Source organism: Planktothrix sp., assembly GCF_046067725.1.
Lineage (GTDB): Bacteria > Cyanobacteriota > Cyanobacteriia > Cyanobacteriales > Microcoleaceae > Planktothrix.
Window position 1 is genome coordinate 1 of the sequence record NZ_JBJUDF010000237.1, and the last position, 11,093, is coordinate 11,093.

An 11,093-nucleotide genomic window follows, 5' to 3' on the forward strand; every position below is an offset into this window, starting at 1 on the left:
ACATTTATTTGGTTTTTGTGCAACCTCTATCTATATCAATTAAATCGTATTCGCTACCGCTCATGCTTTTATTTTGTCGTGATTCATCTCACCGCCAAGCTGACGCGCTCGGCGGGAGTCCTCTCACGACGATTAAGATAGACTCACAATTGAAAATACAAGATGCCCCATTTGAAAAATTATGGCTCATTGTCATCATTATCACTGATTGGGAACTAACCTTATTTAAGGATACTCACCTCATGAGTCATTCTCCTGATGACCCGAAATTCTTACCTGATTTGGAAATTAATGAACGGCTGACTCAATTAAAACAGTCTCACGGTCATTACTACCAAATGATTAATTTGGAGGTTTGGGCATTAATTGAAACAATGGATCAGTTTTTTCCCGGTTCTTGGAGTCGATTCATGAGTAACCGTCAAGTGTCCATGAAACAATTTTTACAACGTCAGCGATCGCAAAAACAATCCTCAGCGCCTAACGCTCAATCTGAGGTTTCAAGTTTTGATCCGGATCACCCGGTTTAGAATCTCAGCAGAACTGTGATAGCAGCCGTGACGGATGCCCAGAGTGAGTGGTTAACAGGCAAGATGCCTGTTGTACAGACTCTTATCTATCTTAACTATTAACTCTAGGTAATCCCATGCTATAGTTCACAGCGCGGGAGTCGAGGTTATAACTAATTTCACCTGCTTGGATCAGCGATCGCACCAGATGTTCTAAATCCGATCCAATCCGACGTAAATTATATTCGGTCAGGTCTTCGCCATTAAACGACTCGACTAACTCGTCAAATTTCCGATACACTTGTTGCAACGCCTGGTCATTCCAGTTAAATTCATTGTCAGGATCAACATCCAAGGTGAGGACTTGTTCATTGTCTACTAACTCTTCATTCTGAATTTCCGCCGTATAGATATGGATATGGCGAGTGGTGGATTTCAGCATCATAAGCCGTTTAACAGAATAGATTTTATTGGGATTGTTTTTTATTTTGACATCACTCTAGGAAATAATGAGTAATTTTTGGGATCAAATTTTTAATTTCGCATCGACAACGGTCAATGACGTTGGACATCAGTTAATGCTTGATTTCGGGACTGTCCAAGCGGATGAAAAAGCCGATGGGAGTTTAGTTACCCGGTCTGACCAATGGGCTGATCTTGAAATTCGGACTCGCATTGCGGCAACCTTTCCTGAACATGGGGTTCTCAGTGAAGAAGCCGAACATATTTTTCCCCATCAAGACTGGTGCTGGATTATTGATCCCTTAGATGGGACGACGAATTTCGCTAGAGGAATTCCGATTTGGGGGATTTCTGTAGGATTACTTTATCAAGGAATCCCAGTTTTTGGTTTAATTCATTTACCGCCTTTAAACCAAACCTTTCATGGGTTTTGGTTCGGGTCATCAAGTTTAACGGGTTCAGACGGAGCGTTTTTAAATGGTCAACCCATTCATGCGAGTTCTGATCCTTTAACTTCTAATCACTTTTTTAACTTATGTTCTCGGAGTGTAGCGATCGCACCTCATCTTCCTTGTAAAATTCGGATGTTAGGGATGGCGGCGTATAATTTTCTGACTGTCGCCCTGGGTGCTACGTTAGGAGGTATTGAAGCCACTCCTAAAATTTGGGATATCGCCGGAAGTTGGGTGATTGTTAAAGCCGCAGGTGCGGTTTGGTGTCCTCTTTCTGGTGAACCTTTCCCCTTAGAAATTGGGCGAAATTATGGAACTCAATCCTATCCGACATTAGTGGTCAGTCAACCGCAATTACTATCAGTATTTGAACCCTTTGTTGATAATTTTAAGCACAAATAAAGATTAAACAGTAGGGTGCGTCAGCGATCGCACACGCACCTAATCTCGTTAAACTTTTACCCCATTGGCAAACTTAATTTTCAAATAATCATCTTCCATTTTTGCCCCAGAAGGTTGCAGCATAGCGAGAGTTTGAGGTAATACCAAATTCCGGCGATGATTGCCAATTCTAATATTCAGTTCATCTCCAGTTTTATTGAGTTGAATTTGTTCTTTGGGAATTCCGGGTAAATACAATTCTAAGGTATATTGATTTTTATCCTCCACAACTCGAACGGTATTTTCTTTATAATAAACTTGGCTGGGATCTTCATCTGCATATAACGTCTCTTTTAACCGTTCTAACGCTTCAAATCCACATAACTCCTGAGAAAATAACGGAACTTCCTTAACAGGTAAGGGGGTAAAATTATCATGGATTTCTTGACGATATTGTTGTTGATTTTCTTTCCATTTGGTGAAAAAGGGATCAGTGACTTCTTCAGGAATAATGCGATTAGCAATGACTAAATCCGTCGAAACATTATACAAACTTAAATAGGCATGGGCGCGTAAAGATTCCTTAATCACCATTTTTTCAGGGTTTGTTACTAAACGCACCGAGGTTTGCATATTATCCGTTAACACCTTTTCTAAGGCTTCAATTTTTTCATAAAATTCATAAGGGGCATCCATGACTTCTTTATCCGGTAATGAAAAACCCGTCAAAGGTTTAAAAATCGGTTCAAATAGGGGACGTAACGCCACCGACATTCCTTGTAACGGTTTGTAAAATTTTCTCATATACCAACCGCCCACTTCTGGTAAACTTAATAATCTCAAGGCGGTTCCCGTTGGGGCAGAATCAATAATTAGAATCTCAAAATCTCCCTCATCATAATGGCGTTTCATCCGCACCAAACCGAAAATTTCATCCATCCCCGGTAAAATTGCTAATTCTTCGGCTTGTACGCCGTCAAGTCCTCGCGCCTGTAATACCTGACTAATATAGCGTTTCACTGCCCCCCAGTTGCCTTCGAGTTCCATTAAAGCGTCCAGTTCAGCCCCCCATAGGTTGGGTCGGACTTGGCGGGGTTCGTGTCCCAACTCCATATCAAAGCTATCGGCGAGGGAGTGGGCGGGGTCGGTACTCAGCACCAAGGTTTTATGTCCCAACTCGGCACAGCGTAACCCGGTTGCTGCTGCAACGGAGGTTTTACCGACGCCACCTTTACCCGTCATGAGAATTACGCGCATACGATGTTAAGCTTAAAATTAGTTTACATTGTTTAACTTTAACATCTTCCGCAAGAAGCCCCACGTCTGACCCGGTAGGGCAGTGTGGGATGAATTGCAGTCAGGATTTATCGGAATCGGGTTGATTTTGATTTTCAATGTATTGTCTCAAGGTAGAAATAGTAACTCCACCACAACTAGCGACCTTCAGGAGAACCCTTCCAAAAAACATCTTTCCAGTAAAAAGAACTTAAGTAATCAGAGAACTCTTGTCTAAGTTTCCGAGATGTTACAGATTTAAGATGGTTAACTCAATTACTCAAAGCTAGATCTCGATGGTATTGGAAGAGAAAAGGAGGTGATTCAAAGTGCTGAAGGCTACAAAAGTTAGACTCTACCCAACACCCGAACAGGAATTAGTGTTAGCTAAGTCATTTGGCTGTGCAAGATGGTATTGGAATTTGGCTTTAAATGCCTGTATTCAGCACTATCAAGAAACTGGCAAAAGCCTAAAATTAGCATCTTATAAGGGAATGCTCCCTCAACTCAAAAAAGAATATCCTTGGCTCAAGGAAGATTGCTACTCATCGGTTCTCCAATGTGTAGCTATTAACTTAGACAGGGCTTACAAAAACTTTTTTGAAGGACGAGCTAAATTCCCTAATTTCAAGTCTAAACACCATAAACAATCAATTCAGTATCCCCAAAGTGTTACTGTTAATGGTGAATACCTAAAAGTCCCTAAGATTGGTAAAATTAAAGCCGTATTTCACCGAGAGATCCAAGGGAAGATTAAAACCGTAACAATTTCCAAGACTTCGACTAATAAATACTTTGCTTCAATTCTATGTGAAGTAGAAGGAAGTGAAGTCAAGGAGTCAGGTAACAAAGTTATTGGAATTGATCTCGGTTTAAAAGATTTCGCGATTGTTCATGATGGAGAAAGCGTAACTAAATATGTCAATCCGAAACATTTAAACCGTCACCAGGAAAATTTAGCCCGAAAACAGAAAAAACTCTCTCGAAAAACCAAAGGTAGTTCTGCGAGAGAGCAATCCAGAAAAAAGGTAGCTAAGGTTCATGAGAGAATCGCTAATTCCCGCCAAGACTTCTTGCATAAATTATCAAGAAAATTGGTAAACGAAAGCCAAGTAATTGTCGTTGAAAACCTCAATGTCAAGGGAATGGTTAAAAACCAAAAGCTATCTAAGTCAATATCTGATGTCGGATGGGGAATGTTTATCAATTTCTTGGATTACAAGCTTCAACAAAGAAGTGGGAAGCTTGTAGAAATTGATCGTTTCTTCCCCAGTTCCAAAACTTGTTCGAGTTGTGGTCATGTTGTAGATGAGTTACCTCTAAATATTAGAGAATGGGATTGCCCTAATTGTCATACTCACCATGACCGTGACGAAAACGCTTCACTGAATATCAGGAATGAAGGCATCAGAATTCTTAAAGGCGGAGGGAACCCCGTCTCTGCTGAGGGAGTCTGTGTAAGACCGGATAACCGCAAGGTGAAAGGGCATCGGGCGATGAAATCAGAAGCCCACACCGAATCCGGTAGGATTGGTCTGCGGTAGTTCACCGGGTTTTCAGCAAGAATAACTGTTTCACCACGTCCCAGCGCGAACAGTCCCAATAGTCGATATGGCTTTCAATCAGATTATTAGGGTTTAATTTTAGTTCACTGCGTCCTGAGATCGAAATTCTGGGTTTCCAGGGAAGGGGAGTTGTCCAACTCAGTGTCCACCGAGTTTCAATTAAATTCTGGGTTTGGGTAATATGATGTAAATCGAGTTGAATATCCCAAAACCAAGTTTTCATAAATCCGATCATTTGTTGATAACGTTTTAACCCGTTAAAGTGATTCATGGGGTCTTCAAAATAAACGTTATCGGCATAAATCTGATAACTTTGGTTTTCGGGAAATTGTTGATAATCTTGTTTGAGAATGTCAATAATATTCATAAAATTAATATATATAAGTAGCTGTGTAAAATCAATGACCGACTTGAGAAAGGGAACAGCTTAACAGGAAACAGGGAATCAGAAATTTGCTAATCATTATGTTTGGGTACTTATATAGCAATCCTATTTTATTTGTAAACAATCACTGTAGGGGTTAGGTTCCCTAACCGTCTAGGAATTTGGGTTGGGAGACCCAACTCCCACAATAAAATATTACAACAGATTTGAAATTGTTCTAGCAAATCTCAATAATTTTTACAAAATATAAGTTTTAGGATTATGGCTTTTTTCGATCATTTTAAACCTAATTTAGTGAAAAAATTTTTTTTACTGTGATTTCTCTTGAAAAGAATTGAGATGCCGTTTCATGTTTGTTAAGTCAGTTTCTAACTGTTGATAATCTGAGGTTGATAATAAGGGATCTTTTCGGGTTTTTAACACTTGTTCAATGGGAAGAATCCGAAACTGATATTTTCCATTTTTCCAATACCGATGTACCCAAGTGGGGATAGCTTTAACATCTTTAATTTCGGTGGTTTCATCAGGAAATCTCTTAGAAAGATTGACTTTAAAAATAACGCCTAAATCTCGATATTTTTCCCGTTGATTAGAAATAAAATTTCCCATAGAATAGATCACAACGGCTTTTTTAAGCTTTCCTGATTCTTCAGTTTTTTCAAAGATTTGATAAGGTTGGACAACATGAGGATGACTTCCTAATATAATATCAGCCCCAGCATTCACTAATTGTTTCACTAAGGCTTTTTGTTCCGCGTTAGGTTGTCGTTGATATTCTAAGCCAAAATGTAAGATAACAGTGACAATATCAACCCCTGTTTTACGAGCTTTGTCAATATCTTGAATCATCTTTTTAGGATTAATTAGAGACACTAAATAATCTTTGCCTTTAGGAATAGGGATACCGTTTGTTCCGTAGCTATAACCTAAAATCGCCATTGAAATATTGTTTTTTTCAACAATAACAATTTTAGCCGATTCTTCAGCAGATGCAGCGGTTCCTACAGGAATTAATCCGCGTTTTTTAACCTTTTCTAAGGTTTTTAAAACTCCTTTTTCTCCTCGATCTAAAGAATGATTATTAGTCGTTGAGATAATATTAAATCCTGCTTTTTTAATCGCATCTGCTAAGGAATCTGGGGCATTGAATAAAGGGTATCCGGTGTATCCTGTTTCTGGGCCGGATAAAGTGGTTTCTAAGTTGGCAATAATCCAATCTCCAAAAGATAAAATCCCTTTAACTTCAGTAAAAAAGTGATCATAATTATAGGTTTTGGTGGTTGGGTTATAACCGGATTTAATTTGAGCACCGTGCATCATAATATCCCCCACAGCCACTAATTGTGCTGTTTTAATATAAGGTTGGGGTTGAGGCGGTTGAGTCGGGGTGACTTCGGTGATAGCTTCTGATGGTTGTGTTTGGGTTGTATTGCGAGTGCATCCTGCTAATAGCATTAAAAAACCACTAGATACTATTAACAAAATTAAACTATTTTTGAATATTTTTTTCATAAATAAACTCACCGCTTGACCTTGACCCCCAGATAATAATTCCATGTGATCGCGTAAACGATTTTCTCAGCCTAAATTGATCCACGCTAAACGATGGCGAAATTCCTCAACGTTGATTTTCCCGCCCTATTACTGCCAATAACCGTCACAAATTGACCTTGAGAAATCATTAGATTAATCTCCTTGAGAGCTATTTTTTCTAAAGCTGTACCTAGATTAAAGATAACATTAACTGATTCAGTTTTAATCATGGTCGATTTTTCCTTAAAATAGAGTGTTAATTTCCGATTCATCAATTATAATGAGGTCATGAACTGCTATTTTCTGGCTGAGGAACCCAATAACTGCTGGTTTACCCATTGTCATTCCGCAGTTTAACATGACCTAGCCCCAGTTATCCAATCACTAGATCGAGCTTAATGATTTTCTTGATAACCAGACCCAGCTTTTGTTAACAATGATTCTGATATTTAGAGCAACCGCCAGGGAAGCTAGAACAAGGAGGTTTAAATTAATATGACTGAGTTAGAAGGAAATATTTATTTATTGCAAGCCGAAGCAACAAAACGATATAAAATTGAAAGAGCGCAGCAGGTCTTAACCCGGAATCAAATCCTCAATGATCAAATTCCCTATGCGTTAAAAGTGATTGAAATTTTTCACTCTGCTGATGCTCAAAAAGATGAAACCAAACTTCATGAGATCTTTGCTTATCGTCGTTTACAAAGTGATTGGTTTGAATTTGATTCTCCTGAATATGCAACTCGCTTAATTCATGATTATTTTCGTCTACGTCAAGAAACTTATCAGCAAATTAGCACCCTTTCACAACAGTTAAAATCCTCCAATCAAAAACTAAAAAATACAGAAGAAAAATTAACTCGCCTAGAACAAGAATTTCATAAATTGCAACAGGAACGAGATCAGTTACTAGAATTTAAAGTTGCCATTCAAAGAGATATGAGTCGCATCTTATCTCGTTTAGAATCTCATGGATTAAATGGAAATAGTATTTATACAGAACAATCTTTAAGACATAGTGCCATGAGTCAAATCCGTTATCGCTTAGGAGTTGCTCAACAAAAACGGTGTTTACAATTAGGTGATACCGTAATTATGGTGGGGTTTTCCTTGTTTGAATATGAAACTAAATTTGAACAATTAAAAACCTGTTTAGACCAATATTCTATTACCGCAGGGGAAGAAAATATAGAAGACACCTCTTTATTAGAAGCCGGAGTTCCCCTAGGAATTTATTTTACAACGGATAAACCTTACGCTCGTTTAGAAATTGAAATTCCTCGACGATATTGGGCGTTACCTGGGATGGTTCCTGAACTTTTTAAAGATTTAAAAGAATTTAATTTTGAAGCCCGTTATTGTCGTTTAGTTCATATTAAAGAAGATGGGGATACGGGAGAACTAGGTTTTATTCCTTGTGATAGTTTAGATGAAATTTGGCATCAAGTTTTAACCCAAATTAGACCATTAGGAACTCAAACCTTATTACGTCAACAAGGAAGTTTAATTGAATTAAGTCCTGAAAGCACTCGTGTCGGTGTCACCAGTCGAACGTTACTGAAAATGATTCAAGATAAAATTCCGAGTCTTGAATCTGCCTTTGAAGAAATCTTAGGAATTCGTTTTTGTGTTAATGTTGAGTTAATCAGTGATTCTCCTTAACTGATATCTACTAATACATTCTTGAGGATAATCGAGCGAATTTGTTCTTCAGATATGACCCCAACTTCTGCTAAAATTTGCTCGGATCGATTAATAATTGTTAACGTTGTCAAAACTTTTCCCATTTCAGGGTTATTTTTAATTGGCATATTTTTCTCCTCCTGAATAGTCGGAGTTGTGTTCTTTATTTATTAGAACTTAATCGGGTTAAAACTTGTTAAAAATTTTTCGATTGTTCTATTCAGAGAAACGGGTGGTTATCTCCTTTATTATTTTGGTATAGAGTCGCATTTATTCGCAAAAAATGTCATAATATAAAAAATAGACGTAACAATTCTTAAATACAATGGCAAGAGACTTAAGGGGATTTTTAAAACTCTTAGAAGAACGGGGACAATTACGGCGAATTAAAGCTTTAGTTGATCCTGACTTAGAAATTGCTGAAATTTCTAACCGAATGTTGCAATGTGGTGGCCCTGGATTATTATTTGAAAATGTCAAAGGTTCACCTTATCCAGTGGCTGTCAATTTATTAGGAACAGAACAACGGGTTTGTTTATCAATGAACATGGAAACTCCCCAAGAGTTAGAAGAATTAGGGAAAAAATTAGGAATGTTACAACAACCCAAACCCCCTAAAAAAATCTCTCAAGCCATTGATTTTGGTAAAGTTTTATTTGATGTTGTTAAAGCAAAACCCGGTCGTAATTTTTTTCCTCCTTGTCAACAGGTGGTGATTGAAGGAAATGATATTGATTTAAACTTAATTCCCATGATTCGTCCCTATCCGAAAGATGCGGGAAAAATCATTACTTTGGGATTAGTGATTACGAAAGATTGTGAAACGGGAACTCCCAATGTTGGGGTTTATCGATTACAATTACAATCTAAAAATACCATGACCGTCCATTGGTTATCGGTGCGAGGAGGTGCGAGACATTTACGGAAAGCGGCAGAGAAGGGAAAAAAATTAGAAATTGCGATCGCATTAGGCGTTGATCCTTTAATTATTATGGCGGCTGCAACCCCCATTCCGGTTGATTTATCTGAATGGTTATTTGCCGGATTATATGGCGGTTCTGGCGTGCAATTAGCCAAGTGTAAAACGGTAGATTTAGAAGTTCCTGCGGACTCCGAATTTGTATTAGAAGGAACCATCACTCCTGGGGAAATGTTACCTGATGGCCCCTTTGGAGATCACATGGGATATTATGGCGGGGTTGAAGATTCTCCCTTAATCCGATTTCAGTGTATTACCCATCGTCAAGACCCGATTTATTTAACAACCTTTAGCGGTCGTCCCCCCAAAGAAGAAGCGATGATGGCGATCGCATTAAATCGGATTTATACGCCGATTTTAAGACAGCAAGTGTCGGAAATTGTAGACTTTTTCCTACCCATGGAAGCCTTAAGTTATAAAGCGGCTATTATTTCCATTGATAAAGCTTATCCGGGTCAAGCCAGGCGGGCTGCGTTAGCGTTTTGGAGTGCCTTACCTCAATTTACTTATACCAAATTTGTAATTGTTGTAGATAAGGAGATTAATATTCGAGATCCGCGACAAGTGGTATGGGCAATTAGTTCAAAAGTTGACCCATCCAGGGATGTTTTTATTCTTCCTGATACCCCGTTTGATACGTTAGATTTTGCCAGTCAAAAAATTGGGTTAGGAGGAAGAATGGGAATCGATGCAACGACAAAAATTCCGCCTGAAACCAATCACGAATGGGGAGAACCTTTAGAATCAGATGTTGATGTTGCTGAAAGGGTAACCAAACGTTGGGCAGAATATGGATTAACTGATGTGAATTTAACCGAAGTAGACCCGAATAAATTCGGCTATGAAATAAGATAGAATGATTCGTTGTTGGGCTTTAGCTCCTAACAAGAACCCTAAAGCGCAACAACGTTTAATAGATATTTCCAGAAATTAAAGGGGCGTCGCCTAGAACCTTTGTAGAGACTTTTCATGAAACGTCTCTACAGGGCTTTTTGGAAAGGTCTAATGAATTGATGTCGCTAAATTCTAAAGTTTCAAACTAGAATCTTGATGACTTAATTGTTCATAATCTGAGCGAAACCATTGGGGTAAACGGGATAAATCTTGAATTTGCAATTGCCCAGGACGACAATATAATAACACCGCTAAAAGATATTTGATCTTTTCTGTTTGATTGAGTCCTTGATTCATTTTAGATGCTAAGGTTTTAATCCATTCTTGTTCTGAACCTGTTAAACTAACTTGAGAAAAACCACTGTGTAATAAGGTTCGATATCCTTGACCCACTGAACTTTGATAAATTGATTCTAATGAGGTAGATGGAAAGTCTAACCAAAAATTAGCGAAGTGTTGACGAATTTGGCGTAACTCATCAATAATACTCACATTAGAGGGATCAATTCGATATAAATTCACACATCCAACTAGCCGTTTTTGAAAGGATTCTGTTTCAGGTAATTCTTGAGTTTTCGATACAATAGCATCAGGTACTTTTGCCACTCGTGATGGATCTTCAAACACCCGTTTATAATCTTTCAGTAACCAATGAGGCAAACGATGATCCGCATCAGCCACTAACATTTTACCCGCAGGATAATATAACATTAACACCATCAAAGAATTTAAAGAATCAGATTGTTTGAGTCCAATGGCATTTTGAGTCATTTCATTGATAAATTGTTGCTCTTCTGTGGTTAAAGGTTCCCGTTGAATCCCCCGATTTAAAAGAATCTGATACCCTTTCCCTAAATCATTATTATAAATTCGTTCTAAATGATCAGGGGAAATTTTTAACCATTGATCTGCCATTGTTTTACGAATGACTCGCAATTCATCAACCAAGGTTTGATTATTTCGGTCTAAATCATA

Annotated in this window: 11 protein-coding genes and 2 pseudogenes; 5 read left to right on the forward strand and 8 right to left on the reverse strand. The window is 38.2% G+C overall.

The annotated features are described in order from the left end of the window. The first annotated feature begins 242 nt into the window (after positions 1-242). Entirely contained in the window at positions 243-530 is a 288-nt protein-coding gene (locus ACKPEB_RS14720) for a hypothetical protein (protein WP_408965680.1), read from the forward strand. A gap of 91 nt (positions 531-621) precedes the next feature. On the opposite strand, the gene ACKPEB_RS14725 is transcribed toward ACKPEB_RS14720, so the two are convergent. Continuing rightward, the gene (locus ACKPEB_RS14725; protein WP_408965681.1) at positions 622-954 is read right to left on the reverse strand and encodes an NAD(P)H-quinone oxidoreductase subunit M; all 333 of its coding nucleotides are present in this window, start codon (positions 952-954) and stop codon (positions 622-624) included. A gap of 64 nt (positions 955-1,018) precedes the next feature. On the opposite strand from ACKPEB_RS14725, the gene ACKPEB_RS14730 reads away from it, so the two are divergent. Beyond that, positions 1,019-1,825, forward strand: coding sequence for an inositol monophosphatase family protein (locus tag ACKPEB_RS14730; protein WP_408965682.1), 807 nt, complete (start codon positions 1,019-1,021; stop codon positions 1,823-1,825). A gap of 48 nt (positions 1,826-1,873) precedes the next feature. Here the strand turns inward: ACKPEB_RS14730 and ACKPEB_RS14735 are convergent, their stop codons facing one another. Both ACKPEB_RS14735 and ACKPEB_RS14740 read right to left on the reverse strand, forming a co-directional pair. Next, the gene (locus ACKPEB_RS14735; protein ID WP_408965683.1) at positions 1,874-3,061 is read right to left on the reverse strand and encodes a TRC40/GET3/ArsA family transport-energizing ATPase; all 1,188 of its coding nucleotides are present in this window, start codon (positions 3,059-3,061) and stop codon (positions 1,874-1,876) included. A gap of 176 nt (positions 3,062-3,237) precedes the next feature. After that, positions 3,238-3,339, reverse strand: a pseudogene (locus tag ACKPEB_RS14740) (hypothetical protein); the annotation flags it as partial. A 69-nt stretch (positions 3,340-3,408) separates the two neighbouring features. Between ACKPEB_RS14740 and ACKPEB_RS14745 the strand changes: the two are divergent. Continuing rightward, the gene (locus tag ACKPEB_RS14745; protein WP_408965684.1) at positions 3,409-4,623 is read left to right on the forward strand and encodes an RNA-guided endonuclease InsQ/TnpB family protein; all 1,215 of its coding nucleotides are present in this window, start codon (positions 3,409-3,411) and stop codon (positions 4,621-4,623) included. Position 4,624: 1 nt separating this feature from the next. Here ACKPEB_RS14745 and ACKPEB_RS14750 read toward each other — a convergent pair whose 3' ends face one another. From ACKPEB_RS14750 to ACKPEB_RS14760, 3 genes are all read right to left on the reverse strand, one after another. After that, positions 4,625-5,011 carry a DUF2358 domain-containing protein gene (locus tag ACKPEB_RS14750; RefSeq protein WP_408965685.1) on the reverse strand — a complete coding sequence of 129 codons (387 nt, stop codon included), beginning with the start codon at positions 5,009-5,011 and terminating at the stop codon, positions 4,625-4,627. 327 nt (positions 5,012-5,338) lie between these two features. Next, positions 5,339-6,586: a CapA family protein gene (locus ACKPEB_RS14755; protein WP_408965686.1), complete on the reverse strand. Its 1,248-nt coding sequence runs from the start codon at positions 6,584-6,586 to the stop codon at positions 5,339-5,341. A gap of 41 nt (positions 6,587-6,627) precedes the next feature. Then, positions 6,628-6,792, reverse strand: a complete 165-nt coding sequence (locus tag ACKPEB_RS14760) for a hypothetical protein (protein WP_408965687.1) — start codon at positions 6,790-6,792, stop codon at positions 6,628-6,630. 265 nt (positions 6,793-7,057) lie between these two features. On the opposite strand from ACKPEB_RS14760, the gene ACKPEB_RS14765 reads away from it, so the two are divergent. Continuing rightward, the gene (locus ACKPEB_RS14765) at positions 7,058-8,224 is read left to right on the forward strand and encodes a GIY-YIG nuclease family protein (RefSeq protein WP_408965688.1); all 1,167 of its coding nucleotides are present in this window, start codon (positions 7,058-7,060) and stop codon (positions 8,222-8,224) included. Here ACKPEB_RS14765 and ACKPEB_RS14770 read toward each other — a convergent pair. Next, complete coding sequence (locus ACKPEB_RS14770) at positions 8,221-8,373, reverse strand: hypothetical protein (protein ID WP_408965689.1); 153 nt, start codon at positions 8,371-8,373, stop codon at positions 8,221-8,223. The two genes, ACKPEB_RS14765 and ACKPEB_RS14770, sit on opposite strands and share 4 nt — an antisense overlap. Before the next feature lie 197 nt (positions 8,374-8,570). Here ACKPEB_RS14770 and ACKPEB_RS14775 point away from each other — a divergent pair, with 197 nt between their 5' ends. Then, positions 8,571-10,079, forward strand: coding sequence for a UbiD family decarboxylase (locus tag ACKPEB_RS14775; protein WP_408965690.1), 1,509 nt, complete (start codon positions 8,571-8,573; stop codon positions 10,077-10,079). Between the two features lie 171 nt (positions 10,080-10,250). Here ACKPEB_RS14775 and ACKPEB_RS14780 read toward each other — a convergent pair. Next, positions 10,251-11,093, reverse strand: a pseudogene (locus tag ACKPEB_RS14780) (hypothetical protein); the annotation flags it as partial.

Coding starts and splice junctions, on each gene's coding strand:
- ACKPEB_RS14720 (WP_408965680.1), top strand. CDS start 243: ATGAGTCATTCTCCTGATGACCCGAAATTCTTACCTGATTTGGAAATT.
- ACKPEB_RS14725 (WP_408965681.1), bottom strand. CDS start 954: ATGATGCTGAAATCCACCACTCGCCATATCCATATCTATACGGCGGAA.
- ACKPEB_RS14730 (WP_408965682.1), top strand. CDS start 1,019: ATGAGTAATTTTTGGGATCAAATTTTTAATTTCGCATCGACAACGGTC.
- ACKPEB_RS14735 (WP_408965683.1), bottom strand. CDS start 3,061: ATGCGCGTAATTCTCATGACGGGTAAAGGTGGCGTCGGTAAAACCTCC.
- ACKPEB_RS14750 (WP_408965685.1), bottom strand. CDS start 5,011: ATGAATATTATTGACATTCTCAAACAAGATTATCAACAATTTCCCGAA.
- ACKPEB_RS14755 (WP_408965686.1), bottom strand. CDS start 6,586: ATGGAATTATTATCTGGGGGTCAAGGTCAAGCGGTGAGTTTATTTATG.
- ACKPEB_RS14760 (WP_408965687.1), bottom strand. CDS start 6,792: ATGATTAAAACTGAATCAGTTAATGTTATCTTTAATCTAGGTACAGCT.
- ACKPEB_RS14765 (WP_408965688.1), top strand. CDS start 7,058: ATGACTGAGTTAGAAGGAAATATTTATTTATTGCAAGCCGAAGCAACA.
- ACKPEB_RS14770 (WP_408965689.1), bottom strand. CDS start 8,373: ATGCCAATTAAAAATAACCCTGAAATGGGAAAAGTTTTGACAACGTTA.
- ACKPEB_RS14775 (WP_408965690.1), top strand. CDS start 8,571: ATGGCAAGAGACTTAAGGGGATTTTTAAAACTCTTAGAAGAACGGGGA.